Origin of the sequence: Alsobacter soli, from assembly GCF_003004785.1 — a bacterium.
Lineage (GTDB): Bacteria > Pseudomonadota > Alphaproteobacteria > Rhizobiales > Beijerinckiaceae > Alsobacter > Alsobacter soli.
In genome coordinates this window covers 280854-307608 of record NZ_PVZS01000002.1, presented here as the reverse complement: position 1 = coordinate 307608, position 26755 = coordinate 280854, and the positions used below count along the sequence as shown (strand labels likewise).

General features: G+C 69.7%; 30 protein-coding genes. 16 read left to right on the top strand and 14 right to left on the bottom strand.

The window, feature by feature from the left end; translation table 11 throughout:
- From SLNSH_RS03005 to SLNSH_RS02995, 3 genes are all read right to left on the bottom strand, one after another.
- Positions 1-968 (bottom strand): S-(hydroxymethyl)glutathione dehydrogenase/class III alcohol dehydrogenase (locus tag SLNSH_RS03005; RefSeq protein WP_106335157.1); only part of this gene is annotated, 968 nt, incomplete at its 3' end.
- Positions 969-1044: 76 nt separating this feature from the next.
- Positions 1045-2658, bottom strand: a complete 1614-nt coding sequence (locus SLNSH_RS03000) for a DHA2 family efflux MFS transporter permease subunit (RefSeq protein ID WP_106335156.1) — start codon at positions 2656-2658, stop codon at positions 1045-1047.
- 44 nt (positions 2659-2702) lie between these two features.
- Positions 2703-3944, bottom strand: a complete 1242-nt coding sequence (locus tag SLNSH_RS02995; RefSeq protein WP_106335155.1) for an HlyD family secretion protein — start codon at positions 3942-3944, stop codon at positions 2703-2705.
- Positions 3945-4084: 140 nt separating this feature from the next.
- On the opposite strand from SLNSH_RS02995, the gene SLNSH_RS02990 reads away from it, so the two are divergent.
- The gene (locus tag SLNSH_RS02990; RefSeq protein WP_106335154.1) at positions 4085-4774 is read left to right on the top strand and encodes a TetR/AcrR family transcriptional regulator; all 690 of its coding nucleotides are present in this window, start codon (positions 4085-4087) and stop codon (positions 4772-4774) included.
- Between the two features lie 92 nt (positions 4775-4866).
- Positions 4867-5289 (top strand): cytochrome-c oxidase, encoded by a 423-nt coding sequence (locus SLNSH_RS02985; protein WP_106335153.1) that lies wholly within the window; start codon positions 4867-4869, stop codon positions 5287-5289.
- Between the two features lie 519 nt (positions 5290-5808).
- Here the strand turns inward: SLNSH_RS02985 and SLNSH_RS02980 are convergent.
- The 3 genes from SLNSH_RS02980 to SLNSH_RS02970 all read right to left on the bottom strand — a co-directional run bounded on the left by SLNSH_RS02980 (position 5809) and on the right by SLNSH_RS02970 (position 8912).
- A complete protein-coding gene (locus SLNSH_RS02980) occupies positions 5809-6780 on the bottom strand; it encodes a tripartite tricarboxylate transporter substrate-binding protein (protein ID WP_106335152.1) in 972 nt (323 codons plus the stop codon).
- A 71-nt stretch (positions 6781-6851) separates the two neighbouring features.
- Entirely contained in the window at positions 6852-8393 is a 1542-nt protein-coding gene (locus SLNSH_RS02975; protein WP_196240201.1) for a tripartite tricarboxylate transporter permease, read from the bottom strand.
- 9 nt (positions 8394-8402) lie between these two features.
- Complete coding sequence (locus SLNSH_RS02970) at positions 8403-8912, bottom strand: tripartite tricarboxylate transporter TctB family protein (RefSeq protein WP_106335151.1); 510 nt, start codon at positions 8910-8912, stop codon at positions 8403-8405.
- Positions 8913-9066: 154 nt separating this feature from the next.
- Here SLNSH_RS02970 and SLNSH_RS02965 point away from each other — a divergent pair, with 154 nt between their 5' ends.
- Complete coding sequence (locus SLNSH_RS02965; RefSeq protein ID WP_106335150.1) at positions 9067-10152, top strand: tartrate dehydrogenase; 1086 nt, start codon at positions 9067-9069, stop codon at positions 10150-10152.
- A gap of 146 nt (positions 10153-10298) precedes the next feature.
- On the opposite strand, the gene SLNSH_RS24815 is transcribed toward SLNSH_RS02965, so the two are convergent.
- Entirely contained in the window at positions 10299-11072 is a 774-nt protein-coding gene (locus SLNSH_RS24815) for a GyrI-like domain-containing protein (RefSeq protein ID WP_158266653.1), read from the bottom strand.
- A 213-nt stretch (positions 11073-11285) separates the two neighbouring features.
- On the opposite strand from SLNSH_RS24815, the gene dapF reads away from it, so the two are divergent.
- From dapF to SLNSH_RS02930, 5 genes are all read left to right on the top strand, one after another.
- Positions 11286-12155 (top strand): diaminopimelate epimerase, encoded by an 870-nt coding sequence (gene dapF, locus SLNSH_RS02950; protein ID WP_106335147.1) that lies wholly within the window; start codon positions 11286-11288, stop codon positions 12153-12155.
- 63 nt (positions 12156-12218) lie between these two features.
- Complete coding sequence (mtaB, locus tag SLNSH_RS02945; RefSeq protein WP_106335146.1) at positions 12219-13526, top strand: tRNA (N(6)-L-threonylcarbamoyladenosine(37)-C(2))-methylthiotransferase MtaB; 1308 nt, start codon at positions 12219-12221, stop codon at positions 13524-13526.
- Between the two features lie 425 nt (positions 13527-13951).
- Positions 13952-14710 (top strand): heme ABC transporter permease, encoded by a 759-nt coding sequence (locus SLNSH_RS02940; protein WP_106335145.1) that lies wholly within the window; start codon positions 13952-13954, stop codon positions 14708-14710.
- Complete coding sequence (gene ccmD, locus SLNSH_RS02935) at positions 14710-14886, top strand: heme exporter protein CcmD (RefSeq protein ID WP_106335144.1); 177 nt, start codon at positions 14710-14712, stop codon at positions 14884-14886. Before SLNSH_RS02940 ends, ccmD begins: the two co-directional genes overlap by 1 nt.
- Before the next feature lie 2 nt (positions 14887-14888).
- Complete coding sequence (locus SLNSH_RS02930; RefSeq protein WP_106335143.1) at positions 14889-15488, top strand: DsbE family thiol:disulfide interchange protein; 600 nt, start codon at positions 14889-14891, stop codon at positions 15486-15488.
- Positions 15489-15494: 6 nt separating this feature from the next.
- Here SLNSH_RS02930 and SLNSH_RS02925 read toward each other — a convergent pair whose 3' ends face one another.
- A complete protein-coding gene (locus SLNSH_RS02925) occupies positions 15495-16058 on the bottom strand; it encodes a septation protein A (protein ID WP_106335189.1) in 564 nt (187 codons plus the stop codon).
- A gap of 212 nt (positions 16059-16270) precedes the next feature.
- Between SLNSH_RS02925 and SLNSH_RS02920 the strand changes: the two genes are divergently transcribed.
- The 5 genes from SLNSH_RS02920 to SLNSH_RS02900 all read left to right on the top strand — a co-directional run bounded on the left by SLNSH_RS02920 (position 16271) and on the right by SLNSH_RS02900 (position 19560).
- On the top strand, positions 16271-16975 hold the full coding sequence (locus SLNSH_RS02920; protein ID WP_106335142.1) for a fumarylacetoacetate hydrolase family protein: 705 nt from the start codon (positions 16271-16273) through the stop codon (positions 16973-16975).
- A 116-nt stretch (positions 16976-17091) separates the two neighbouring features.
- Positions 17092-17772 (top strand): TerC family protein, encoded by a 681-nt coding sequence (locus SLNSH_RS02915; RefSeq protein ID WP_106335141.1) that lies wholly within the window; start codon positions 17092-17094, stop codon positions 17770-17772.
- A gap of 36 nt (positions 17773-17808) precedes the next feature.
- Positions 17809-18495 (top strand): TerC family protein, encoded by a 687-nt coding sequence (locus SLNSH_RS02910; RefSeq protein WP_106335140.1) that lies wholly within the window; start codon positions 17809-17811, stop codon positions 18493-18495.
- Between the two features lie 5 nt (positions 18496-18500).
- Positions 18501-19244 carry an AzlC family ABC transporter permease gene (locus tag SLNSH_RS02905; RefSeq protein ID WP_106335139.1) on the top strand — a complete coding sequence of 248 codons (744 nt, stop codon included), beginning with the start codon at positions 18501-18503 and terminating at the stop codon, positions 19242-19244.
- Entirely contained in the window at positions 19237-19560 is a 324-nt protein-coding gene (locus tag SLNSH_RS02900; RefSeq protein ID WP_106335138.1) for an AzlD family protein, read from the top strand. The genes SLNSH_RS02905 and SLNSH_RS02900 overlap by 8 nt, the downstream gene beginning before the upstream one ends.
- Before the next feature lie 5 nt (positions 19561-19565).
- On the opposite strand, the gene SLNSH_RS02895 is transcribed toward SLNSH_RS02900, so the two are convergent.
- The 4 genes from SLNSH_RS02895 to SLNSH_RS02880 are packed head-to-tail and all read right to left on the bottom strand — an operon-like array spanning position 19566 to position 22261.
- Positions 19566-20015 carry an arsenate-mycothiol transferase ArsC gene (locus SLNSH_RS02895; RefSeq protein ID WP_280954447.1) on the bottom strand — a complete coding sequence of 150 codons (450 nt, stop codon included), beginning with the start codon at positions 20013-20015 and terminating at the stop codon, positions 19566-19568.
- Positions 20016-20017: 2 nt separating this feature from the next.
- Positions 20018-20503 (bottom strand): UPF0262 family protein, encoded by a 486-nt coding sequence (locus SLNSH_RS02890; RefSeq protein WP_106335137.1) that lies wholly within the window; start codon positions 20501-20503, stop codon positions 20018-20020.
- Between the two features lie 10 nt (positions 20504-20513).
- A complete protein-coding gene (hisD, locus tag SLNSH_RS02885) occupies positions 20514-21809 on the bottom strand; it encodes a histidinol dehydrogenase (protein WP_106335136.1) in 1296 nt (431 codons plus the stop codon).
- 11 nt (positions 21810-21820) lie between these two features.
- Complete coding sequence (locus SLNSH_RS02880) at positions 21821-22261, bottom strand: DUF2948 family protein (RefSeq protein ID WP_106335135.1); 441 nt, start codon at positions 22259-22261, stop codon at positions 21821-21823.
- Between the two features lie 372 nt (positions 22262-22633).
- Between SLNSH_RS02880 and SLNSH_RS24485 the strand changes: the two genes are divergently transcribed.
- A complete protein-coding gene (locus SLNSH_RS24485) occupies positions 22634-22996 on the top strand; it encodes a hypothetical protein (protein ID WP_146140179.1) in 363 nt (120 codons plus the stop codon).
- A 114-nt stretch (positions 22997-23110) separates the two neighbouring features.
- On the top strand, positions 23111-23452 hold the full coding sequence (locus tag SLNSH_RS02875; RefSeq protein ID WP_146140178.1) for a hypothetical protein: 342 nt from the start codon (positions 23111-23113) through the stop codon (positions 23450-23452).
- 44 nt (positions 23453-23496) lie between these two features.
- On the opposite strand, the gene murA is transcribed toward SLNSH_RS02875, so the two are convergent.
- A complete protein-coding gene (gene murA, locus SLNSH_RS02870) occupies positions 23497-24789 on the bottom strand; it encodes a UDP-N-acetylglucosamine 1-carboxyvinyltransferase (RefSeq protein ID WP_106335133.1) in 1293 nt (430 codons plus the stop codon).
- 141 nt (positions 24790-24930) lie between these two features.
- Positions 24931-25101, bottom strand: a complete 171-nt coding sequence (locus SLNSH_RS25120) for a hypothetical protein (RefSeq protein WP_245421991.1) — start codon at positions 25099-25101, stop codon at positions 24931-24933.
- A gap of 170 nt (positions 25102-25271) precedes the next feature.
- On the opposite strand from SLNSH_RS25120, the gene hemA reads away from it, so the two are divergent.
- Entirely contained in the window at positions 25272-26510 is a 1239-nt protein-coding gene (gene hemA / locus SLNSH_RS02865; RefSeq protein ID WP_106335132.1) for a 5-aminolevulinate synthase, read from the top strand.
- Positions 26511-26755: the final 245 nt, after the last annotated feature.

The window sequence follows — 26755 nt, the reverse complement described above, 5'->3', positions numbered from 1 at the left end:
ACGTCCGTGCGGCCGCGGGCGCCGCCGAAGGCCGATCCCTTCCAGACGCGGCCCGTGACCAGCTGGAACGGCCGGGTGGCGATCTCGGCGCCGGCGGGCGCCACGCCGATGATGATCGACTGGCCCCAGCCCTTGTGGCAGCACTCGAGCGCCTGGCGCATGACCTTCACGTTGCCGGTGCAGTCGAAGGAGTAGTCGGCGCCGCCCTTGGTGAGTTCGACGAGGTGGGCGACGAGGTCGCCCTCGACCTCGGTCGGGTTGACGAAGTCGGTCATGCCGAATTTGGTCGCCAGCTCCTTCTTGGACGGGTTGACGTCCACGCCGATGATCTGCTCGGCCCCGACCATGCGCAGGCCCTGGATCACGTTGAGGCCGATGCCGCCCAGGCCGAACACCACCGCGCGGGCGCCGGCCTCCACCTTGGCGGTCCAGATCACGGCGCCGATGCCGGTGGTGACGCCGCAGCCGATGTAGCAGACCTTGTCGAAGGGCGCGTCGGGCCGGATCTTGGCCACGGCGATCTCGGGCACGACGATGTAGTTCGAGAAGGTCGAGGTGCCCATGTAGTGGAGCACCGGCTTGCCCTCGAAGGTGAAGCGGCTCGAGCCGTCCGGCATCAGCCCCCGGCCCTGGGTGACGCGGATCTTCTGGCAGAGATTGGTCTTGCGCGAGAGGCAGTATTCGCACTCGCGGCACTCGGGCGTGTAGAGCGGAATGACGTGGTCGCCCTTGCGCAGGGACGTGACGCCCGGGCCGCAGTCCACCACCACGCCCGCGCCCTCGTGGCCGAGAACGGCCGGGAACAGGCCTTCCGGGTCGGCGCCCGACAGGGTGTAGTAGTCGGTGTGGCAGATGCCGGTCGCCTTCACCTCGATCAGGACCTCGCCGGCGCGGGGCCCCTCGAGATCGAGTTCCACGATCTCGAGCGGCTTGTTGGCGGCGAAGGCGACGGCGGCGCGGGTCTTCATGGGCAGTCTCCGGTGGGTTTGCGCCGGAGCATAATGCCCGCGCCCCCGCGGTCTACCTCACAAGCGACATGGCCCGTCAGTGTCCGCCGCCGGGCGCGGCGCCGGGCTTGGGCGGGGCCGGCTTGCGCAGCACGAAGACCATCATGCCGGTGGCCAGGAACAGAATGGTCAGCAGCAGGAAGGCGTCCCCGAAGGCCATCACCTGGGCCTGCATGCGCACGATCTGGGCCAGCTTCCTGGTGGCGGCTAGCTCCGCGTCCGAGCCGAGGCTGGACAGGGCGCCCTGAAGGCCGGCCAGGGTCTCCAGCGCCTTCTGGCTGCTCCAGGTCACCTTCTCGTGCAGGCGCGCCAGGTGCAGGTCCATGCGGTCGTTCAGCACCGTGTTGATGATGGCGAGGCCCACCGCGCCGCCCAGGTTGCGGGTGAGGTTGTAGAGGCCCGACGCGTTCTTGAGGCGCGCCGGCGGGAGCGTGCCCAGCGCCAGGTTGTTGATCGGCACCATGCAGAGCATGAGCGAGCAGCCGCGCAGGATCTGGGGCCAGAGCAGCTCGTCGAAGTCCCAGTCCTTCGTGATGCCGGAGGCGATCCAGGTGCCGCCGGCGAAGCCGCACAGGCCGATCGCCAGCATCACGCGCGGGTCGAGCTTCGCCGAGAGGCGGCCGGCGACCGGGGCCATGAAGAACATGCAGACGCCGGTGACGAACATGGTCTCGCCGATCTGCAGGGCCGAGTAGCCGCGCACGCGGCCGAGATAGACCGGGTAGAGATAGGTCAGCCCATAGAGGCCGATGCCGAGCACGAAGGAGAAGGCCGAGCCGCCGGCGAAGTTGCGGTCCTTGAAGGCGTAGAGGTCGACGATGGGCTCGTCCGCGGTGAGCACCCGCACGAAGAAGGCGACGCCGGAGACCACCAGCACGGCCGTGAAGGCGACGATGAGGGGCTCCTGGAACCAGTCCTTGGTCGGGCCCTCCTCCAGCACGTATTCCAGGCTGCCCAGGAAGGCGCCCATGAAGGCGAGGCCCCACCAGTCGAAGCGCTCGAGCAGCTTGAGGTCAGGCTTGTCGAAGTCGACCAGCGCGTACGTGGCGATGGTCACGCAGACGCCCGGGATGACGTTCACCAGGAACAGCCAGTGCCAGGAGAACAGCTCGGTGAGGTAGCCGCCGACCGTGGGGCCGATGGTGGGCGCGAGCGTCGCGACGAGGCCGATCAGGGGCGACACCAGGTTGCGCTTGGAGGGCGGGAAGATGGTGAAGGCCGCGGCGAAGACGCTCGGGATCATGCCCCCGCCGATGAAGCCCTGGATGGCGCGGTAGACGATCATCTGCTCCAGGCTGGTCGCCGTGGCGCAGAGCGCGCTCGCCATGGTGAAGCCCGCGGCCGAGATGGCGAAGAGGTAGCGCGTGGAGAAGGCCCGCCCGAGGAAGCCCGAGAGCGGGATCATGATCACTTCGGCGATCAGGTAGGCGGTCTGGACCCAGGAGATCTCGTCCGCGGAGGCGGACAGGCCGGCCTGGATCTCGGCCAGCGACGCCGAGACGATCTGGATGTCCAGGATGGCCATGAACATCCCGAACACCATGGCCATGAAGGCGACCAGCCGCCGCGGGTCGATGCGGTCCGGGTGCGCGGCTGCGGCCGGCCGGGCGGGGGCCGGGACAGAGCGCGGGTTGGCGGCGGCGTCGGTCATGGACCTTCTCCCATCTTGCCCTGCGTCCGGAGGGCCCGGGCCGGCTACTGCGCGGCGTCGGCGCTCCGGGTCGCGGCCTGCGCGCCGCCCTGCTCGACGCCGTCGCGCTTGGTCCAGACGTTGGCGACGACCGACAGTCCCGGCCGCAGCAGGCCCTGCCGGGCGATATCCTCGGGTACGGCGATGCGGACCGGGACGCGCTGCACGATCTTGGTGAAGTTGCCCGTCGCGTTCTCGGGCGGCAGCAGGCTGAAGATGGAGCCCGAGCCCGGGGCGAAGCTCTCGACGCGACCCTCCAGCGTGTGGCCTGGCAGCGCGTCCACCTCCACCTCGACCTTCTGGCCGGGCTGGATGCGGGCGAGCTGGGTCTCCTTGAAGTTGGCCTCCACGTAGACCGAGCCCAGCGGCACGAGCGCGGCGAGGCGCGTCCCGGGCTGGACGTAGTTGCCGACCTCCACGGCGCGGTTGCCGATGACGCCGTCCACCGGGGCGGTGATCACCGTGAAGGACAGGTCCCGCTCGGCCTTGGCGAGGGCCGTCCTGAGCTCGTCGAGCTGGCGGCGCGCCTCCCCCTGCTGCGCCTTGGCGACGGACACGCCGGCCTCGGCGCTGGCGATGGCGGCCTTGGCGGACTCGACGCTGGCGACCGCGCGGTCGCGGTCGGCCCGGGCCTGGTCGAGGCGCTGCTTGGAGCCGAAGTCGCTGGCGGCCAGGGCCTGGGCGCGGGCGAAGTCCGCGGCAGCGCGGGTCTGCTCCGCCTCGGCCGCCGCCTGCTGGGCGCGGGCCTGGCCGAGCGTGGCCGTCTGGGCCTCGATCGTACGGCCGAGGCGCTCGATGGTCGCCTGCTGGGTTTCCACCTTGCCCTTCGCGGCCTCGACGGCCAGCTTGTAGTCGCCGTCGTCGATGCGGGCGATCACATCGCCGGCCTTCACGGATGCGTTGTTGGCGAAGGGCACGGCCGTGACATAGCCGGCCACCTTGGCGGCCAGCGTCGTGACGTCCGCCTTGACGTAGGCGTCGTCGGTGGAGACCACGAAACGGCCATGGGTCCACCAGCCGTAGCCGAACCAGCCGCCTCCGCCGATCGCGGCCAGCAGCAGGGCCGTGAGAACGAGCTTCTTCTTGGAGCGCTTGGGCGGGATCACCTGGCCGTCCAGGCCCCGCGCCGCCGCGGCGCCTCCCTGGGCCGCCACCATCTCGCCGCCCGTGCGGGGCTGCTCCGCCGGTGCGCCCAAGGGGGAATCAGGCTTACGATCCAGAACAGGGGATCCGGAAGTCTCGGACATGGGGTCAACTCCTCGGCGCGCGGGGGACGCCGCATCGAACCGAACGGTTCGGTCAATTGGCTCTTGCAATATGGGGCTTCGTCGCCGATATCAAGGGCTGACCGAACGGTTCGGTCAAAATTCTGAGGTTTGCCTAAAAGATGAGCAGAGGCCCCGCACAGGAAGCCGCGTCCACCCTGCCCTCGAACGACGGGGGAGAGATAGGGCGCGAGCAGCCACGGCAAGAGGGCAGCGATCCGGCCAAGCGGCGCCAGATCGTCGACGGCGCGCGCGCGCTCTTCCTCGAGCGCGGCTTCGACAGCGCCAGCATGGGCGAGATCGCCAAGCGCGCCGGCGTCTCCAAGGGCACGCTCTACGTCTATTTCGAGAACAAGGAGCAGCTCTTCTGCGCCATCATGGAAGAAGAGCGGCGCATGCACCTCGACCGGCTGATCGCGCTGGACCCCGAGGCCGACCTGCGCGAGACCCTGATCGCGTTCGGCAAGGCCCTCGTCACCTTCATCCTGAAAACAAAGACGGTCGCCGCCATGCGGGCCGCCATCGCCATCGCGGAGCGGATGCCCGAGGTGGGGCGGGCCTTCTACGGGCGCGGCCCGGCGACCATGATCCAGACCATGGCGGGCTTCCTGGACCGCATGGTGGAGCGCGGGGCGCTGTCGATCGATGATACCCGCCTGGCCGCGAACCAGTTGCTCGACCTCTACCAGACGGGCCTGGTCCGCCCTGCCCTGTTCGGCCTGGAGCCGCCCCCGGAGGAGTTCGACGCCCGGGTCGAGCGGGTCGTAACGGCGGCGGTGGACCTTTTCCTCAAGGCGCATACGCCGCGATGACGCGATCACGCATGTGTGATGGCGCACATGCCGGTGACACACGCCATGGTTGAAGGGTCGCAGCGGCCAACGACGCCGCGGGAGAGTCCCCCATGGCCAAGATCGACACCCTCTTCATCAGCTTCGCCCTCCTGTACGCCATCGTGGGCGTGGGCCTGGGCATCGGCATGGGCGTAGCGCAGAACTTCGCCTATGCGCACCTCCATGCGCACATCAACCTGCTCGGCTGGGCGACCATGGCGCTTTACGGCCTCGTCCATCGCAGCTGGCCGGAGCTGCGGCGGAGCAAGCTGGCGACGGTTCAGTTCTGGCTCGCCATGACCGGCCTGCCGGTGTTCCTGGTCGGCCTGCCCTTCGCGCAGTTCTACGAGAAGCCGGCCGGGGCCATCATCGGGTCGCTGATGGTCTTCTCGGGCATCATCTGCTTCTTCGTCCTCTTCGCCCGCCACGCCTGGAGCCGCGCGGCGCTCCCGACCGGAGACATGGCAGCGCGGGTCCAGCCCCGCGGCGCTTGACGCTTTCACTCCGGAAGCCCCCGGAGACGCAGAACCCGGCTGGATGCCCCAGCCGGGTTTTTCTTTGAGGGTCGAAATGCGCTGGNCGCTTGACGCTTTCACTCCGGAAGCCCCCGGAGACGCAGAACCCGGCTGGATGCCCCAGCCGGGTTTTTCTTTGAGGGTCGAAATGCGCTGGCATCCCCGGCCGGAGCCGCGCAGCGGCGGAGGGGAATGGGATCCAGGGCAAGCGCGCATGGCCCTGGATCCCCTTCCAGGCGCTTCGCGCCGCCGGGGATGACGGCTAAGGTTGGCAGGGCCTCAGGTCCGCCCTCGCGACTGGAGCGTCAGGTCAGGCGCGCCTCCCTGGCCGTCTTCCCCGGGCTTGTCCTGGGGAGCCAGGGCGGCGAGGCGTGGATGGCCGGGACAAGCCCGGCCATGACGGTCATGGTTGCGTCCTTGCGATCGCAGCAACTCAAGCAGAGTGGGCGCGCCCCCTGGATTGCGTCGTCGCTTTGCTCCTCGCAAAGACGTCCGAGGTCACTGGGCGGTGACGCCGGCGGACTTCAGCACCGGGGTCCAGCGGGCGACTTCGGAGGCCACGAAGGTCTTCAGGGCTTCGCGGGTGCGGCCCTTCTCGTCCGGCAGCACGCCGCCGAGGTCCAGGAGGCGCTTCTTCGTGTTCTCGTCCGTCAGGGCCTTCACCAGCGCGGCGTTCAGCTTGGCGGTGATCGAGTCCGGGGTGGCCTTCGGCGCGAACAGCGCGTTCCAGGCGCTGACCTGGTACTCGGGCAGGCCCGCCTCCTTGGTGGTCGGCACATCCGGCAGCGCCGGCGAGCGGTCCGGGGTGGCGACGGCATACGCCTTGATCGAGCCCGCCTTGATCTGCTCGACGAGGTTGACGATCTGGTCGCACATGAAGTCGACCTGGCCGGCGACGAGGTCGTTCAGGGCCGGGCCGGTGCCCTTGTAGGGGACCGCCGTGGGCTTGATGCCGAGTTGCACGTTCAGCATCACGCAGGTGCTGTGCGACACGGAGCCGATGCCGGCGTGCGCCTCGTTGAGCTTGTCGTTCTGCTGCTTGGCGTAGGCCACGAACTCCTTCAGGTCCTTCGGGGGAAGGTCCTTCCTGGCGACGATCAGGATGGGCGTGCCGGCGGCCATGCCGATCGGCTCGAAGTCCTTGGTGGGATCGTATTTCAGGTTGGGGTACAGGGCCGGCGCGGCGCCGTGGGTGCCCATGTGGCCCATCATGATCGTATAGCCGTCGGGCGCCGCCTGGGCCGTGCGGGTCGTGCCCGTGGTGCCGCCGGCGCCGGCCACGTTCTCGACGACGATCTGCTGGCCGAGCGTGCGGGACATGTGCTCGCCCACGATGCGGGCGACCACGTCCGTGGGACCGCCGGCCGCGAAGGGCACGATCAGGGTGATGGGCTTGGTCGGATAGTCCTGGGCGAGGCCCGGAACGGCCGTGGCCAGGAGAGCCGCGGCGGCGATAAGCAGGGATTTCATGGCGATTCCTTTTCGTGAACGGCGCCTTCAGGCGCTCTTGTTCGGTTGGGCGCCGGCCTTTCCTGGCCGCGCTATTCGGTGAACACCTCCTCGCGGCCCTTCTGGATCGACGGCAGCAGGGCCAGCACGAGCATGATGGCGGCGACAACGAGCAGGCCGGCCGAGACCGGCCGCTCAACGAATGTGGAGAAGCTGCCGCGTGACAGGATCAGAGCCTGCCGGAGCTTCTCCTCCATGAGCTTGCCGAGCACGAAGCCGAGCAGCAGCGGCGCGGGCTCGAAGCTGAACTTGATCAGCACGTAGCCCACGAGGCCGAAGAAGGCCGTGAACAGGACGTCCGCGGGGTTGTTGTTGATGCTGTAGATCCCGATGCAGCAGAAGATCAGGATGGCCGGGAACATCAGCCGGTAGGGCACCTTCAGGAGCTTCACCCACAGGCCGACCAGCGGCAGGTTGATGACCAGCAGCATCAGGTTGCCGACCCACATGGAGACCACCATGCCCCAGAACAGGGTGGGGTTCTTGGTCATCACCTGCGGGCCCGGAATGATGCCATGGATGGTCATGGCGCCGACCATCAGGGCCATGACGGCGTTCGGCGGGATGCCGAGGGTCAGCAGCGGGATGAAGGCGGTTTGCGCGCCGGCGTTGTTGGCCGATTCCGGGCCCGCCACGCCCTCGATGGCTCCACGCCCGAAGCGGCGGGGCTCCTTGGCGATCTTCTTCTCCAGCGTGTAGGACGCGAAGGGGCCGAGCACCGCGCCGTTGCCGGGCAGGATGCCCAGGATCGCCCCGAGCCCGGTGCCGCGCACGACAGGCCAGAAGGATTCCCGGAAGTCCTGCCGGCTCGGCAGCAGGCGGCCGATGGCGCCCTTCACGACATCGCGCGTCTCGGGGCTCTCCAGGTTGCGCAGGATCTCGGCGAAGCCGAACAGCCCCATGGCGAGCACGGCGAAATCGATGCCGTCGGAGAGGTCCTGGAGGCCGAGGGTCAGGCGCTCCTGGCCCGACTCGAGGTCCTGGCCGACCGTGGAGAGCAGGAGGCCCAGCACGATCATGGCGAGCGCCTTCATCACCGAGCCGCGCGCCAGCACGACCGCGAAGACGAGGCCCATCACCATCAGCGAGAAATACTCGGCCGGGCCGAACAGCAGGGCGAGCTTGGTGAGCGGCAGGCCGAGCGCGGCGATCACCACCGTGGCCACGCATCCGGCGAAGAAGGATCCGATGGCCGCGATGCCGAGCGCCACGCCGGCGCGGCCCTGCTTCGCCATCTGATGCCCGTCGAGCGTGGTCACCACGGACGTGGCCTCGCCCGGGATGTTGACCAGGATGGCCGTGGTCGAGCCGCCATACTGCGCGCCGTAGTAGATGCCCGCCAGCATGATGAGCGCGCCGGTCGGGTCGAGGCCGAAGGTGATCGGCAGAAGGATCGCGATGGTGGCGATGGGCCCTACGCCCGGCAGCACCCCGATCAGCGTGCCGATGAGGCAGCCGACGAAGCAGAGCAGGATGTTCACCGGCAGCGGCATGAGCCCGAGAACGGGCACGTTGACGGGAACGAGCTTCAGGACGGTGGAGAAGCCGAGCGCCAGGTTGCTGAAGAGATCCATGGCGTCTTCTCAGAAGCGGAGGGGGATGGGCAGGGACAGTGTCAGGACGGGGATGGGCAGGGACAGCATCACCTTGAACAGGAGGATGCAGAAGGCCGTCATGCCCAACGAAAAGATGATGGCTTCCTTCCAGCGGACCTCATCCGTGGCGAAGCAGCTGACCAGCATGGAGACCGGGCCGGCAACGGCGAGGCCGACGGTGCGGATCAGCAGGGCGAAGACTACCACGGAGCCCAGGATGAAAACCGGCCCGCGCAGGCGCCAGCGGTCCAGGCCGGGGCCGTCCTGGACAAGAGAAAATCCGATGAGAGCCAGGCCGAAGGCTCCCACGAGCACCGCAAGCGAGGTCGGCAGCATGCCGGCGCCCATGGAGCGGAGCGTGCCGAGCGGCAGGTCTGCGCCCTTCCATAGCGCGAAGGCGGCGACCGCCAGCAGAAACAAGCCCGCGCCCGCGTCCTGCGGATTGCGCACCCGCAAGGCGCCGCCTGGGCGCGCGACGCCCTCGTCCATCCCGGTCATGATCCCTCCCGGCCCCAAGCGCCGTGTTGTCGCCCACGCAGGGGTGGGCTGCCGGCTTTTGGTGTTTTCTTCCCGTCATTTGTTGCAATACGCTCGCGCAAGATCAAGACGGTCGGCGGCCTCGCCGCCCCGGAAAACACGAGGAAACGACCCGATGAGCCCAGCCGGCAGCAACCGCGTCCACCGCATCGCCGTGATTCCCGGCGACGGGATCGGAAAGGAGACCGTGCCGGAGGGCGTGCGGGTGCTCGAGGCCGCAGCGAAGCGGTTCGGCTTCCAGCTGCAGCTCGACGATTTCGATTTCGCCTCCTGCGACTACTACGCCAGGCACGGGCGCATGATGCCGGAGGACTGGAAGGAGCGCATCGGCAAGCACGACGCCATCTTCTTCGGCGCGGTGGGCTGGCCGGACACGGTGCCCGACCACGTGTCGCTGTGGGGCTCGCTGATCCTGTTCCGGCGCGAGTTCGACCAGTACGTGAACCTGCGCCCCTGCAAGCTGATGCCGGGCGTCCCCTCCCCGCTCGCCGGGCGCAAGCCGGGCGACATCGATTTCTATGTCGTGCGCGAGAACACGGAGGGCGAGTACTCGTCCGTGGGCGGCCGCATGTTCCCGGGCACAGACCGCGAGTTCGTGATCCAGGAGAGCATCTTCACCCGGCACGGCACCGACCGGATCCTGAAGTTCGCCTTCGACCTCGCCCAGAAGCGCGAGAAGAAGCACCTCACCTCGGCCACCAAGTCGAACGGCATCGCGATCACGATGCCCTACTGGGACGAGCGCGTGGCGGAGATGGCGAAGGCCTACCCGGACGTGCGGTGGGACAAGTACCACATCGACATCCTGACGGCCCACTTCGTGCAGAACCCGGACCGCTTCGACGTGGTGGTGGCGTCCAACCTCTTCGGCGACATCCTGTCGGACCTGGGCCCCGCCTGCACGGGAACCATCGCGATCGCGCCGTCGGGCAACATCAACCCGGAGCGGACCTTCCCTTCCCTGTTCGAGCCGGTGCACGGCTCGGCCCCGGACATCGCCGGAAAGGGCATCGCCAACCCCATCGGGCAGATCTGGTCGGCGGCCATGATGCTGGAGCACCTGGGCGAGGTCGAAGCCGGGCGCGCCATCGTGAAGGCGATCGAGACGGTGCTGTCCGAGCCCAAGCTGCGCACGGGCGACCTGAAGGGCCCGGCGAACACGGTCACATGCGCCAAGGCGGTCGCGGACGCGCTGGGCTAGGCCCGCCGGATCGCCCTCCCGTCTTTGCGAGGAGCGCAGCGACGAAGCAATCCAGGAGCCACATGCGCCGGCCTGTTAGGTTGGCGCCCCGTCACCCCTGGATTGCTTCGCTGCGCTCGCAATGACGGCCAGGCGGAGGCGCCCGCCTACTTCGGCAGGACGTAGATGTAGATCTCCAGGTTCGTGTCGCCGGCGTTGGCGCCGAGCGTGACGTATTCCTCGGAGAAGTTGTCCTTCGCCTCGATTCCCTTGGCGTCCAGGTAGGCGGAGACCGCCTCGTAGGTGGAGTCGATGTCGTCGTAGGGCGCCTTGTGGACGAAGCGGATGGCCTTGCCGGCCGGCGTCTGGCCGAACTGCACGTCATCGGCCAGCCCCTGCGGGCGCGTCGCGGGCGCGGCCTCGACGGGCAGCTGCGCCTCGAAGCGGAAGCCATTGTCGTCCGTCTCCAGGAAGGTGGCGACGGGCTTGCCGGTGACCTTCACCCCCGCCTTGTCCATCTCGGACTGCAGCTTGCGGAAGGCCTCGGTGAGCTTGTCGTACCCTTCGTCCCAGGCGGCGGAGCCGCGAGTCACCGCGGCGGGCTTGCTGGCGAGGGTCACCTCGTCCGGCGTGGACGGATCGGCCGGCGCGGGCGCCAGCGTGGTCACGTCGCCCGCCTGGGCGGGAGCCGGGGCCGCGGGCGCGCCCGGCGCCTGGCTCTGTTGGGCAGGGGCTGCGGGAGCCGCGGGCGTGGGGGCGGCAGGCGCGGCCGGGGCCGGGGTCGCGGGCGCAGGAGCGGCTGCGGGCGGCGGCGACGGTTGGCTCTGGGCCGGCTGCGGCGCCGGGGCAGTCTGGGCCAGGGCCAAGGAGGCGGCGGCCGCCATGGCGAGCGCGCCGGCCGTGCCGGCCAACAGGGTGTTCAGGGTCTTCTTGGCCGCCATGTGCTCGTTCCGCCGCCTTGCGCTAGCGCGCCCGGGGGCGCGAATCATGATGGATCTCAAGCCGAAGGATAGGCCGGCGCGGGCGCGTCGGTCGAGGCTGCACGCCTCCGCTCGCCTAGCCGGACTCGCGTTTCGGCCCGGGGTTGCTATATGTCGCGCAGTCGTCACGCGGCGAGCGGAGGCTCGGCCGCGCCAACTGCAGTGAAACGCCCCATGAGCGCCCTGGTCGGCCGTCCTTTCCTCAAGATGAACGGTCTCGGCAACGAGATCGTGGTGCTCGACCTGCGCGGCTCCCGCATCCGGGTGCAGCCGGAGGAGGCGCGCGCGATCGCGCAGGCGCCGGGGTCGCAATTCGACCAGCTGATGGTGCTGCACGACCCGCGGACGCCCGGCACGGACGCCTTCATGCGCATCCTCAACACGGACGGCTCCGAATCCGGCGCCTGCGGCAACGGCACGCGCTGCGTGGCCTGGGCACTGACGCGCGGCACGGACCGCAAGGACCTGCTGCTGGAGACCAAGGCGGGCCTGCTGACCTGCCGCCGCGAGAGCGATGTGGACTTCACGGTGGACATGGGCGCTCCGCGCCTGCGCTGGGACGAGATCCCGCTGGCCGAGGAGTTCCGGGACACCACCGGGATCGAGCTGCAGGTCGGCCCCATCGACGCGCCCGTGCTCCACACGCCGTCGGTGGTCAACATGGGCAACCCGCACGCCATCTTCTGGGTGGACGACGTGGAGGCGCACGACCTCGCCCGTGTCGGCTCGCTGCTGGAGCATCACCCCATCTTCCCCGAACGGGCCAACATCTCGCTGGCGCAGGTGACCTCGCCGGAGTCGCTCATCCTCAAGGTCTGGGAGCGCGGCGTCGGCCTCACGCGCGCCTGCGGGTCCGCCGCCTGCGCGGCGGCGGTCGCGGCGGCCCGCAAGGGCCTGACCGGCCGCAAGGTGCGGGTCACCCTGCCGGGCGGCGACCTGCTGATCCACTGGCGCGAAAGCGACGGCCACGTGCTGATGACGGGCCCGACGGAGCTCGAGCACGAGGGCGTGTTCACGGCGGACCTGTTCGCCGGGGCGGCGTAGGTGGACGGGAGCGGTTCCGCCCTCCTCTCTCCGGCACGGCGAGAGGACTGGGGCGAGGGGCCGGTGGGCAGCCCCTCATCCGGCCCTTCGGGCGTCAATCTCGCCGGGCCGGGGCGAAGGGAACAGAGCGGCGTCGACGTCCTCACCTTCGGGTGCCGGCTGAACATCGCGGAATCGGAGACGATCCGGCGGGAGGCGACCGCCGCCGGCCTTGACGGGCTCGTCGTGGTCAACACCTGCGCGGTGACCGCGGAGGCGTCCCGGCAGGCGCGGCAGGCCATCCGGCGCGTCAGGCGGGAGCGGCCCGAGGCGCGGATCGTGGCGACCGGCTGCGGCGCCAACGTCGAGGGCGAACGGCTGGCCGCCATGCCGGAAGTCAACCACGTGGTCGGCAACGGCGAGAAGCTCCGGCCCGAGACCTGGGCGCGGCTGGCGGGGCCGGATTCCGCGCGGGTCCAGGTTTCCGACATCATGGCCGCTCGCGGCGCGCCGCAGGTGTCGCCGGACGGCTTCGAGTGGCGCACGCGCGCCTTCGTGCAGGTGCAGAACGGCTGTGACCACCGCTGCACCTTCTGCGTGATCCCCTTTGGAAGGGGCGATTCCCGCTCCGTTCCGCTCGACAGCGTGGCCGACCAGGTCGCACGGCTCGTGGACAACGGCTACGCCGAGGTGGTGCTCACGGGCGTTGACATCACCAGCTATGGGGCGGACCTCGAAGGACAGCCGCGCCTGGGCGCGCTGGTGAAGGCGGTGCTGCGGCGCGCGCCCGGGCTGCACAGGCTGCGCCTGTCGTCCATCGACTCGGTGGAGGCCGACGACGACCTCCTGGACGCGCTCGCGACCGAGCGGCGGCTGATGCCGCACCTGCACCTCTCGCTGCAGGCTGGCGACGACCTGATCCTCAAGCGCATGAAGCGGCGCCACTCGCGCAAAGACGCGATCCGGTTCTGCGAGACCGTGCGGGAGCTGAGGCCCGGGATCGCGTTGGGCGCGGACATCATCGCGGGCTTCCCGACGGAGACCGAGGCCATGTTCGAACGCTCGGTGGACCTGGTGGACGCGTGCGAGCTGACGCAGTTGCACGTGTTTCCATACTCGCCCCGCCCCGGAACGCCCGCCGCGCGCATGCCGGCCGTGGCGCCGGAAGCCGTGAAGGAGCGCGCAAGACGGCTTCGGGAGAAGGGCGCCGACGCGCTGAGGCGGTTCCTGGCCGCACAGGTGGGGCGGAGCCACCGCGTGCTCACCGAGCGCGGCGGGGTTGGCCGCACGGAGGCGTTCACGCCGGTCCGCTTCGCGACGGCCGTGGAGCCCGGACGCCTGCTCGACGTAGACATCGTCGCGCATGATGGGCGCGAGTTGAAAGCCGGCTAAACCTTTTTCGGCCTTGCGAGCGAAGCGAAGCAATCCAGAGGCGGGCGGGGCTCCTGGGTCGCTTCGTCGCTGCGCTCCTCGCGATGACGGTGAGAAGGGCGGCGCGAAGCGCACCCTCCCCTTGAGGGGGAGGGTCGACGGCCGCAGGCCGGCGGGGTGGGGTGACGCGCGCCCGGCGAGGGTGCATTTTTTTGTTTAAACCGGGAGCTTCAAGCCCGGCTTTCACCCCACCCCGCCGCTTCGCGGCGACCCTCCCCCTCCAGGGGAGGGTGGGCGCCTCTCACCTTGACAGGGCGGCGCGCACTGCCCCTGGATCCCCTTCCCGGCCTGCTGCGCAGGCCGCCGGGGATGACGGCTGAGACAAGTCGCAACCATGCGGGTTTCGTCGCATTGCCGACGGGATCGGGCGGCACTACAAGCAGGCCATGCTGCGCTACGCGAACCCGACGCTGTTCCTCGATCTCGCCCGCCGGCTGATCCCGGCCTTCGGGGCGCTGGGCGCGCTGGGGATCGCGGTCGGGCTGTATCTCGTCTTCTTCGTCGCCCCGCCGGACTACCAGCAAGGCGAGACGGTGAAGATCATGTACATCCACGTGCCGGCCGCCTGGCTCGGCATGGCCTGCTACAGCCTGATGGCGATCTCGGCCGTGGGCACGCTCGTATGGCGCCACCCGCTCGCCGACGTGTCGCAGAAGGCCGCCGCGCCGCTGGGCGCGGCCTTCACGCTGCTGTGCCTCGTCACGGGCTCGCTGTGGGGCAAGCCCATGTGGGGCACGTGGTGGGTGTGGGACGCGCGCCTCACCTCCGTGCTGGTGCTGTTCCTGATGTATTGCGGCGTCATGGCGCTGTGGAACGCCTTCGAGGATCCAGCCCGCGCCGGTCGCGCGGTCGCCATCCTGACGCTGGTGGGCTTCATCAACATCCCGATCGTGAAGTTCTCGGTCGACTGGTGGAACACGCTGCACCAGCCGGCGAGCGTGTTCCGCATGGGCGGGTCCACCATCGACGCCAGCATGCTGTGGCCGCTGCTGATCATGGCGGGCGGCTTCACGGCCGTGTTCGTGGCCCTGCACCTCGCCGGCATGCGCAACGAGATCCTGCGCCGCCGGGTGCGCACGCTTGGCCTGCTCGCCGCCCAGCGCGAGCCCGAGGCGCCCGTTGAGGCCCTCCCGGAGGCGCGCTGATGCCTGATCCGCATACCGGCTTCATCGTGGCGGCCTACCTGATGGCCGCCGCCGTCTTCCTGGGGCTGATCCTGCGCGCGGCGCTGGAGCATCGCTCGCTCAAGGGCCAGCTCGCCCGGCTCGAGCAGCGCGGGGCGCGCCGGCGCTCGGCGGCGAAGCCCACCACGGGAGCCTGAACATGGCCGACGCGACCGCCCCCGAGCCCGCCGAGGCGCCGCGCCGCGGCCGCTGGTTCGTGGCCCTGCCGCTTCTGGTGTTCGCCGGACTGGCGGCGCTGTTCTTCAGCCAGCTGGACGGGTCCGACAAGTCACGGTTGCCCTCGGCCCTGATCGGCAAGCCGGCGCCGGCCTTCGCGCTGCCTGGCCTGGAGGGTCTGCAGCGGGAGGGCCAGCCCGTGCCCGGCCTCTCCACCGCGGACCTGAAGGGCCGCGTGACGGTGGTGAACGTCTTCGCGTCCTGGTGCGCGCCGTGCCGGGAGGAGCACCCGCTCCTGCTGGAGCTCGCCAAGACGCCTGGCGTGCGGCTCGTCGGCATCAACTACAAGGACCAGCCGGAGAACGCCCGCCGCTTCCTGGGCGCGCTCGGCAACCCTTATGCGGCGGTGGGCGTCGACGCGGCCGGGCGCTCGGCCATCGACTGGGGCGTCTATGGCGTTCCGGAGAGCTTTGTGATCGCGCCGGACGGAACCATCGCCTACAAGCAGGTCGGGCCCATCAGCCCCGAGGCGCTGAAGGGCCCGCTTCGCGAGGCGATTCAGAGGGCTGCAAGCAAGGGTTGACGCGCCTCATTCGGCGCCTTCGCCCGACTTCACCTCGTGCTTGAGGATGAGGGGCGTCTGCGACAGTGCGAACAGCAGGGTCAGAGGCATGATGCCGAAGACCTTGAAATTGACCCAGAAATCCGTGGTCTGGGTGCGCCAGACGACCTCGTTGATTGCGGCCAGCACGAAGAAGAACACGCCCCAGCGGAAGGTGAGCTTCCGCCAGCCTGCATCGTCCAGGTTGAAGACAGTATCGAGCACCACCGGCAGCAGCGGGCGACCGAAGGCGAGGCCGCCCAGCAGAGCGGCGCCGAACAGCGAGTTCACGATAGTGGGCTTGAGCTTGATGAAGTGATCATCCTGCAGCCAGAGCGTCAGGCCGCCGAAGACGAGCACGACCACCGCCGTGACCAGCGGCATGATGGGAAGGTGGCGCGTCAGCGAATAGGAGACGACCAGCGAGGCCAGCACCGCCGCCATGAAGAGGCCGGTCGCCACAAAGATGCCGGCGCGCTGGTTGGCCAGGAAGAAGATCACCAGGGGCCCCATCTCCAGCGCCAGCTTCAGGATGGGGTTCAGCGCCTTCATGCGCTTGCCTTCGAGGAGGCCGGCGTCTCCGTTCGGCTCGGGCGCGGCGAGAGGCTCTTGGGTCATGGGTCGCTTCTTCAGGCAGGCGGGGGCGGGATCGCCGATCGGCGTGGCGGGAGCAAGGCGCCGTGTTGCATCACGTGGCTGCGACTTCTATCAGAGCTTGCCGCCAGCGCCATCCCGGCCGTGGCGGCGCGCGTTTCGAGGCCCCCATGTCCGAGTCCTACGCCATCGCCATCGAGCCCCGCCCCGCCCTGCCGGTGGCCGGCTCCGACAAGCTGTTTCCGGTGCGCCGGGTCTACTGCATCGGCCGCAACTACGCCGCCCATGCCCGCGAGATGGGCGGGGACCCGACCCGCGAGCCGCCGTTCTTCTTCGCCAAGGCGGCGGACACGCTGCAGCCCGTGCCGGCCGGCCAGACCGTGGAGCATCCCTACCCGCCGCAGTCGTCCAACTACCACCACGAGATCGAGATGGTGGTGGCGTTGAAGTCCGGCGGGCGCGACATCCCGGAGAGCGAGGCCCTGAACCACGTGTTCGGCTACGCCGTCGGCCTCGACATGACCCGCCGAGACCTTCAGGACGAGGCGAAGCAGCTGCGCCGCCCGTGGGAGTCCGGCAAGAGCTCGGACCTGTCCGGCCCCTGCGGGCCGATCCACCGCGTCGAGGAGGTCGGGCACCCCTCAAAGGGCGCGATCGGGGTGACCGTCAACGGACAGCCCAAGCAGCACGGCGACCTCTCGGACATGATCTGGTCCGTGGCCGAGCAGATTGCGATCCTGTCGCGCTTCTATGAGCTCAAGGCCGGCGACGTGATCTTCTCCGGCACACCCGAGGGCGTCGGCAAGGTGGAGCGCGGCGACGTCATGGTCGGCTCGGTCGAGGGCCTGGGCGAGATCAAGCTCAAGGTCGTATAAGTTCTCTGTGACGCCCGGCCTCGGCCGGGCGTCCTTCCACCGCGCGGGGTTGCATTTCATTACAAAATCCCAATGTTCGCGGCGCAGGCTGCTCCGGCCTGGGCGGAGCGCCGCGCATGGACTTCTCGACGCAGACCCTCCTTTCCATCCTCCAGATCATCTGGATCGACCTGCTGCTCTCCGGCGACAACGCCGTCGTGATCGCGATGGCCTGCCGGTCGCTGCCGCCGCGCAAGCGGCGTCTCGGGGTCCTGCTGGGGGCCGGGGCGGCCGTCGGCCTGCGAATCGTGTTCGCGCTGGTGATCAGCTGGTTGCTGGACGTCCCCCTGCTGGGGGCAGTGGGCGGCGGGCTGCTGTTCTGGATCGCCGTGAAGCTGGTCCTGGGCGACGAGGGCGAGCACGCGGTGAGCGAGAGCGAGACGCTCTGGGGCGCGGTGCGCACCATCGCGATCGCGGACGCGGTGATGAGCCTCGACAACGTGGTGGCGATCGCGGCGGCTTCGGACGGGAACGCCGCGCTGTTCATCTTCGGCCTTCTGGTCTCCATTCCGCTGATCGTCGTCGGGTCGACCCTGCTGATGGCGCTGATCGCGCGTTTCCCGATCTTCGTCTGGGGCGGCGCGGCGCTCCTGGGCTGGATCGGGGGCGCCATGATCGCGACGGACCCCTGGGTCGCGGGCCGGCTCCCGAACGCCCCCGATTGGCGCATGCCTGCTGCGATTGCAGGCGCGCTCCTGGTGATCGCGGCCGCTTGGGCCTTGCGTTCACGGCGGTCGGCGGTGCATCACCCTTCCTGACTTTTTCCCAACCGCACCCCCGAGCGATCGCGCCTCATGGACTTCACGCTGCAGACCGGGCTTGCGATCCTCGAGGTCGTCTGGGTCAACATCCTGCTTTCCGGCGACAACGCCGTCGTCATCGCGCTGGCCTGCCGCGGGCTGCCGGTGCGCCAGCGCCGGCTCGGCCTGGTGCTGGGCGCCGGCGTCGCCGTGCTGCTGCGCATCATCTTCACGGTGATCGTGGCCAAGCTCCTGGCCACGCCGTTCCTGCGGCTCGTGGGCGGCGTGCTGCTGCTGTGGGTGGCCGTCCAGCTCATCGCGGAAGGCGAGGACGAGGACGAGGACGCCGTGAAGGCCAGCGAGAGGCTGCTCTCGGCCATCTGGACCATCGCGGTCGCCGACATGGTGATGAGCCTCGACAACGTGCTCGCCATCGCGGCCGTGGCGAAGGACAACATGGCCCTGATGGCGCTGGGGCTGCTGATCTCCATCCCGCTCATCGTGGCCGGCGCCACGCTCATCATGGCGCTGCTGTCGCGCTTCCCCATCCTGGTCTGGGCCGGCGCCGCCCTGCTCGGCTGGGTGGCCGGGGAGATGATGGACTCCGATCCCTACCTGGTGGAGCGCTTCGGGGAGGCGCAGCTCCATCAGTTGGAGCTGCCCCTGGCGATTGCGGGCGCGGCGCTGGTGCTCGCCGTCGGGTTCGCGCTGAAACGGCGCGCCGCATCGGCGCATTCCTGACCGCCATGAAGGCAGTCGACGCCCCGCCGCCCGTAACCCTTCAGGGCATGCTGCTCGGGGCGCGCCTCGTGTTTCCCTTCATCCCGGGCAGCATCGTGTTTGCCGCGGCGTTCGGCACGACGGCCGCGCAGAAGGGTCTGAGCGTCCTCGAAACGGTTCTGATGAGCGCCCTGATGTACGCGGGCTCGGCCCAGCTGGTGGCGCTGGAGCTGTGGCGGACCGACGTGTGGACCGGGGCCGCGATCCTGGCGATCAGCGCCGTGGTGTTCACGGTGAACGCGCGCATGATCCTGCAGGGCGCCTCGCTGCAGCCGTGGATCTATCCGCTGCCCAACACGGTGCTGTGGCCGAGCCTCGGCCTGTTGACGGACGCGAACTGGGTGGTGGGCACGCGCTACCATGCCGGGGGCGGGCGGGATGTGGGCGTGCTGATCGGCGCCGGGATCATGCTTTGGATCGTCTGGGTGGGCGGCACCCTGCCCGGCCGGCTCGCGGGCGGGCTGGTCCAGCATCCGGAGCGGTTCGGCATCGACCTCGTGATGCCGATCGTGTTCACCGCCATGGTGGTGCCCCTGTGGAAGGGCCGGCAGGACACGATCTGCTGGGCCGCCTCCGCCCTCGTGGCGCTGGCGACGGCCTGGCTCTGGCCGGGCTACGCCTTCGTGGTGACCGGCGGCCTCGCCGGCGCCCTCACGGGCGCGGCGCTGGGCGTGCTAGAGGATCGCAGGCGGGGCGGCGGCAATGCCTGACCCCTCGCCTTTCGGGCTCACGGCCGGTTCGCTCGCTGCCATCGTGGCGATGGCGCTCGCCAGCTACCTGTGCCGGGTGCTCGGCGTCTGGCTGATGGCGCATGTTCCACTGACGCAACCGGTGCGGCGGGGCCTCGCCGCCCTGCCCGGCTCCATCATCGTGGCCATCATCGCACCACTGGTGATGCGCGGAGGTCCCTCCGCCCTCGCCGCTCTGGCGGCGGCTCTCGTCTCCATGCTGATCAAGCGCAACGAGTTGCTGGCCCTGGCGGTGGGCCTGAGCGTGGTGAGCCTGTTGCGGGCGTGGGGCGTGTGAGGGCCCTAGCCCCGCAGCCGCTCCTTGATGCGCTTCGTCAGCAGGTCGCGGACATCGCGGTAGGCGTCGAGCTTCTGCTCGCGTGAACCCTGCACCAGGGTGGGGTCCGGGGTGGGCCAGTACTCCACATCCACCGCATGGGTGCGGGTCATGTCGAGCGCCTTGTGGTGCGCCTCGGGGCTGAGGGTGACGATAAGGTCGAAGTTCAGCCCCTCCCAGTCCTCCAACTCCTCCAGGGTGCGGGGACGGTGCTTGCTGGCGTCGATGCCGATCTCGTCCAGGGCGGCCACCATGAAGGGGTCAACCTCGCCCTTGCGGGCGCCGGCGGACTGCACGTAGACGGACTTGCCGAAGTAATGGCGCGCCACGGCCTCGGCCATGGGCGAGCGCACGGCGTTCCAGGCGCAGGCGAAGAGCACTGCGCCGACCCGCCGGCCAGGGGCGACGTCCGCCACTCTCAGCCTTTCCAGTGAAGGGCCATGATGAGCGTGATCAGACGCCGGGCTGTGTCGAAATCCACCTCGATCTTGCCGTCGAGGCGCTGCACCAGCAGCTCCGCCGCCTCGTTGTGAAGTCCCCGCCGGCCCATGTCGATGGCCTCGATTTGGGTGGCGCTCGCCGTGCGGATGGCGGCGTAGTAGCTCTCGCACACGAGGAAGTAGTCCTTCACCACGCGCCGGAACGGCGCGAGCGAGAGGATGTGGGTGATGACGGTGTCGCCGCCGGCGTCCCGGACATCGAGGGCGAGCTTGTTGTCGTGCAGGCCGATGTGGAGCGTGTAGGGGCCGCCCTCATGCCCCGGCAGGCCGAAGCAGTTGGCCTCGATCAGGTCGTAGATGGCGACGGCGCGCTCGTGCTCCTGCTCGGGGCCGGCGCGCCCGATCGACACCTCGTCGAGCGTCACCGCCGTGAGGCGCTTCTTCGCGTCCTTCTCCTGCCCCATCGAGAGCCCCTCAGCCCAGGTTCAGCCGCACCGCCACCGAGCGCGCGTGCGCCTCGAGCCCCTCTGCGCGACCGAGGGCGATCGCCGAGGGGCCGAGCTCGCGCAGCGATTCGGGCGCGCATTTCAGGATGGACGTGCGCTTCATGAAGTCGAGCACGCCGAGGCCGGACGAGAAGCGGGCCGAGCGCGCCGTCGGCAGCACGTGGTTGGGGCCGCCGACATAGTCCCCGATGGCTTCCGGCGTGTGGCTCCCGAGGAAGATGGCGCCGGCGTTGCGGATGCGGGCCGCGAGGCCTTCCGCGTCCTCGCACTCGATCTCCAGGTGCTCCGGCGCCAGCCGGTCCACCAGGGGCACGGCGGCCTGGAGGTCCTTCGCCAGGATCACGGCCCCGTAGTCGCGCCAGCTGGCGCCCGCGATGGCGGCGCGCGGCAACGTCGACAGGCGGCGCTCGACCGCTTCCGCCACGGCGTCGGCCAGTTCCGGGCTGTCGGTGATCAGGATGGACTGGGCGGCTGCGTCGTGCTCGGCCTGGGCCAGCAGGTCGGCCGCGATCCAGTCGGGGTTGGCGTGGCGATCGGCCACGACCACCACCTCGGAGGGGCCGGCGATCATGTCGATGCCGACCTGGCCGAAGACGCGGCGCTTGGCGGCCGCCACATAGGCATTGCCAGGTCCGACGATCTTGGCCACCGGAGCGATGGTGGCCGTGCCGTAGGCCAGCGCCGCGACGGCCTGGGCGCCGCCCACGCGGTAGATCTCGGTGACGCCGGCGATCTTGGCGGCGGCGAGCACGAGCGGGTTGAGGGCGCCGTCGGGGGACGGCACCACCATGACGATCCGCGGCACGCCGGCCACCTGGGCCGGCACGGCGTTCATCAGCACGGATGACGGATAACTCGCCGTCCCGCCGGGCACGTAGAGGCCTGCCGCCTCCACGGCGGTCCAACGGTGACCCAGCTCCACGCCCAGCGCGTCGACGTAGCGGTCGTCGGACGGCTTCTGGCGCGCGTGGTAGGCCTCGATGCGGGCGCGGGCGACCCGCAGCGCGGAAAGGGTCTCGGCGGAGCAGGCGGCCCCGGCCCGGTCCACCTCCGCCTCGGTGACCCGCAGCCTGGCGGCGTCCAGCTCAAGCCGATCGAAGCGGCGCGTATAGTCGATCAGGGCCGCGTCGCCCCGGGCGACCACGTCCTCGATGATCGCCTTCACGGCGTTGTCGACGTCCTCGGAGACTTCCCGCTTCATCGCGAGCAGGCCGGCGAAGTCGCGCTCGAAGGTGGGCGAGCCGGCGTCGAGCCGAAGCGGCATCGGAATTCCTCTCAGTCCTGAAGCTGGTGGACGGGACGGTTGGGGGTTTCCCAGGCCGGCCCCAGGTCGCGCATCTCGGCCTCGAGGCACTCGACCTCCAGCCGGATGGCGCCGCCGCCCGAGAACACCAGGGTGACGACCCCGGAAGGCGACTCGCCGGCGGTGAACGTGACCGCCAGCAGGTTCAGCACCGCCTCCGGCTCGTCACACCGGATCCGGCTGTGCTGGACCTTGAGCACGCGCGTGAAGCAGACCCCGGTGCGACGGCGTTCGCCGCTGTCCGTGCGCTGCGCCTCCCAGGCGAAACGGTTGGCCACGAAGGCGAAGCGCTTCTCGCGTGGCAGCCACGTGATGTCCGCCACCTTGAGGACGGCGTCCTGAAGGTGGGCGGAGACGACCGCCAGGTCCTCGTCGTCGAGCGCGACCAGTTTGAGGGCGTTCACGCCTGTCATTCACATCCCCTCGCCGCCAGACCCTGTAGCCGGGCCTCCGCCTTGGCGCAACTGAGGCGGAGCCGGAGTGGCAACCCCAATCGCCGGGACGCGACGGAGTTCCTGCCGTGTCTCAGATCGTTGCGCGGCTCCCTCGGCGCAAGTGGAGGCATGCTGCGTGGAACGCATGCTTCTGTTCGCGGCCCCGGCCCAAGGGGAAACCGCCATCCGAAGTGGCGCGTCAGCCTGTCGATGCGCGCGTCCTCGCCCCCATGAAGGCCTCCAGGGGGGCCCGGGGCAACCAATGCGCAAGCTTCGCCGTTGAAGGTTCCAAAGACCCCGCCTCCATGACTTGGCCGACGCCAGGCATCAAAGGCGCGCAAGGAGCCCATGATGAAGCTCGCCACCTTATTCGCCGCGACTGGTCTCGTGCTCGCCAGCGCTGGAGCGTCGACCGCCTGGGCGGCGGCGAACGATTTTCGCACGGACAACGACGTCTGGGGCTCACAGCAACAGCCCTATGGACGCCAGCCTTATGGGCGCGGCGAATGGCGCCGGCACGACTATTACGGCGGCCCGCGCTACGCTCCTGCGCCCTACGGCTACGGGCATCCCCGGTGGAGGGCGCCGGCTCGCTACTCCGACACCTGCATCACCTCACGCGGATTGTGCCCCACGACGCCTGCTCCCTACGGCTCGCCGTGCGGTTGCAACATCCCGGGCTTCGGCTGGAAGCGGGGAGCAGTGGGGAACTGAGCGTAAGCTTGACGGTCTTGCTCCGGTCCGGATTCCCGCGTGATATGCGCGCGGCCGCAAGGCCGCATTCGGCGCCACCGCGCTTCTAATACGCGGGGCGAGATGGAGATGGACATGCTGAAATACCTGGCCCCGGCGACCGCCGGGATTCTTTTGGGACTTTGCGCCACGGCGTGGGCTGGGGATCCCCTCGCCGCCGACGCCCCGGCCGACGCGGGGCGTATCCAGCTCGCGCAGTACTACTATCCCCCGCCGCCTCCGCCGCCCGGCTATTACCGCCCGCGGCCGCGCTACGGCTACGAGGACCCGTATCATCGCCCGCGGCCTCGCGTCCGCATGACGGACATGTGCATCACGTCCCGCGGGTCGTGCCCCGTGCCGCCTCAGCCCTACGGCCGTCCGTGCGGATGCCGGATCCCCGGCTTCGGCTTCAAGCGCGGCGCCACGGGCTATTGATCGCCTGAACGCGGCCCGCCCTGCCCGGGGCGGGCCGCAGCGGCTCAGCCGCTGATACGTTCGACTTGGGCGCCGCAACGCCCGAGCTTCTTTTCCAGGGCCTCGAAGCCGCGGTCCAGGTGGTACACGCGGTGCACCATGGTCTCCCCTTCCGCCGCCAAGGCCGCGATGACGAGCGACACGGATGCGCGCAGGTCCGTCGCCATCACGGGCGCGCCCTTGAGCACCGGGACGCCCTCCACGATGGCGAGGTCGCCGTCGAGGCGGATGTGGGCGCCCAGGCGCGCCAGCTCCTGCACATGCATGAAGCGGTTCTCGAAGATCGTCTCGCGGATGTGCGAGACGCCCCTGGCGCGCGTCATCAGGGCCATGAACTGGGCCTGCAGGTCAGTCGGGAAGCCCGGGAAGGGCTCCGTGGTCACGTCGACCGGGTCGATGGACCCGCCGCTACGACGAATGCGGATGCCGTTGGGGGCCGACGAGATCTCGGCCCCAGTGCGCATCAGCACGTCAAGAGCCGACTGGAGCAGGTCGGGACGGGTGTTCTCCAGGGTGACGTCGCCGCCCGTCATGGCGACCGCCATGGCGTAGGTGCCGGTCTCGATGCGATCCGGCAGGACCGGGTGGCGGCAGCCGTCCAGCGACGTCACGCCCTGCACGACGATGCGCGACGTGCCGGCGCCCTCGATCTTCGCCCCCATGGCGATCAGGCAATTGGCGAGGTCCGTCACCTCCGGCTCGCGGGCGGCGTTGTCGATCACCGTGGTCCCGTTCGCCAGCACAGCGGCCATCAGGGCCGTGTGAGTGCCGCCCACCGTGACCTTGGGGAAGACGATCTCTCCGCCGCGCAGGCCACCAGTGGGGGCGCGCACGACGGCGTAGCCGGCGTCGATGTCCACCTGCGCGCCGAGCGCCTCCAGCGCCATCAGGAGGAGGTCGACCGGGCGCGTGCCGATGGCGCAGCCGCCCGGAAGGGACACTCGCGCCTCGCCCATGCGGGCGAGCAGGGGCGCGATCACCCAGAAGCTCGCGCGCATGCGCGAGACGAGCTCGTAGGGCGCTGTCGTGTCCACGATCTCGCGCGCGGTGAAGCGGATCGTCTCGCCGTGGTCCTCGGCCTGGCCGGCGCGCTTGCCGTCAATGGACGCGTCCACGCCGTGATTGCCCAGGATGCGCATGAGCAGACGCACGTCGGACAGGCGCGGCACGTTCTCCAGCACCACCGTCTGGGGCGTGAGGAGGCTCGCGATCATGAGCGGCAGGGCTGCGTTCTTCGCCCCGGAGATCGGAATGGAGCCGTTGAGCGGGGCGCCGCCCACGATGCGGATGCGATCCATCTATCACCATAGGTTGGGCGGCGGCGGGGTTGAGCCCCGTGTCCTGCCGCGAAAACTTGCTGCCACGTGCGCGGCCAAATGCGGCCTATAAAGGGCCACGCCGCGCCGCGCGAGCCAAAAAGCCGGAACGTCGCAGAAAGGTCACGCCTTCTCGGGATCGCCCTGTGGGGTCTCCTTGGCGGGCGCGGCCTTCGACGCTGGCTCGTCCTGCCGGGCGCGGGCCTGGGCCTTGCGGCGCTTGAGGTTATCGCGCAGGGCCGCGGCGAGGCGTTGCTTGCGAAGATCGGCGTCGCTGGACCGTGTTCCGGACACTTTCGCTCCTCCTTGCACGGCTTCGTGCATATGCGCAGCGGGCGATGCAGACAACCGCGCAGGCTGGCCTTCCGCCGCGTTTTCGCCTCAACTTGGGATCACGTCCGGGGCCACCCGATCCGGCAATCTGCGAATTGAACGGGCGCCCGGCCCATGCGATGGAACTGCCCATGAACTACGAAGCGTTCTTCGAACAGGCCGTCAGCGCGCTGAAAAGCGAGAATCGCTATCGCGTCTTCGCCGACCTGGAGCGCGTGGCGGGCGAGTTCCCCCGCGCCATCCACCATACGCCCGAGGGGCCCCGCTTCATCGTGGTATGGTGCTCCAACGACTATCTCGGCATGGGCCAGCACCCGGCCGTGGTCGGGGCGATGACCGAGACGGCGCAGCGCATGGGCGCAGGCGCCGGGGGGACGCGCAACATTTCCGGCAACCACCACCCCGTGGTGCAACTCGAGGCGGAACTCGCGGACCTGCACGGCAAGGAAGCGGCGCTCGTCTTCACGTCCGGCTACGTGTCGAACCTGACCGGCATCGCGACGATCGCGAAACTCATCCCGAACTGCCTGATCCTCTCGGACGCGCTCAACCACAACTCCATGATCGAGGGCGTGCGCAACGCCGGATGCGAGAAGGTGATCTTCCGCCACAACGACATGGCGCACCTGGAAGAGCTGCTGCAGGCCGCCGGGCCCGAGCGGCCGAAGCTGATCGTGTTCGAGAGCGTCTATTCTATGGATGGCGACATCGCTCCGATCAGCGCCATTTGCGACCTGGCGGAGCGCTATGGGGCGATGACCTATATCGACGAGGTGCATGCGGTGGGCCTCTACGGCCCGCGCGGCGCCGGCGTGGCCGAGCGCGACGGCCAGATGGCCCGCATCGACGTGATCGAGGGCACGCTGGCCAAGGCCTATGGGTGCCTTGGGGGCTACATCGCGGGAAAGGCCTCGGTGATCGACGCCGTGCGGTCGCATGCGCCGGGCTTCATCTTCACGACAACGCTGCCGCCGGCCGTGGCGGCGGCGGCCTGCGCCTCCGTGCGGCACCTGAAGGCGTCCTCCGCCGAGCGGGCGACGCACCAGCAGCAGGCGGCGCGCACCAAGGCCGCCCTGCTCGCCGCGGGCCTGCCCGTGATGGACACGCCCACCCACATCGTGCCCCTGATGGTGCGCGACGCGGAGCTGTGCAAGGCGGCGTCCGATCGCCTGCTGGACAAGCACGGCATCTACATCCAGCCCATCAACTATCCCACGGTCCCGCGCGGCGCCGAGCGCCTGCGCATCACGCCAACGCCCGTGCACGACGACGCCCTGATCGCGGCGCTCACCGCGGCGCTGGTGGAGGTATGGGATCACTTCGGCCTGCCGCGGGCTGGGGCGGAGCCGCTGGCCGTCGCGGCGGAGTGAAGCGAGCGTCTTCTGTCGCCCGCTTGCGGGCGATAGGCCGAAGTGAACGCTTGTTTCCGGCGCACGCCGTCATCCCCCGGCTTGAGCAGCGCAGCCGCGGAGGGGAAGGGAATTCGCCGTCATGCCCGGGCTCGTCCCGGGCATCCACGCCTCGGCCGCCACGTGGATGGCCGGGACGAGCCCGGCCATGACGGGTCGAGGCGTCCGGGAGTCCTGTTTCGAGGATCGTGCGCGGTCCCCTGGAT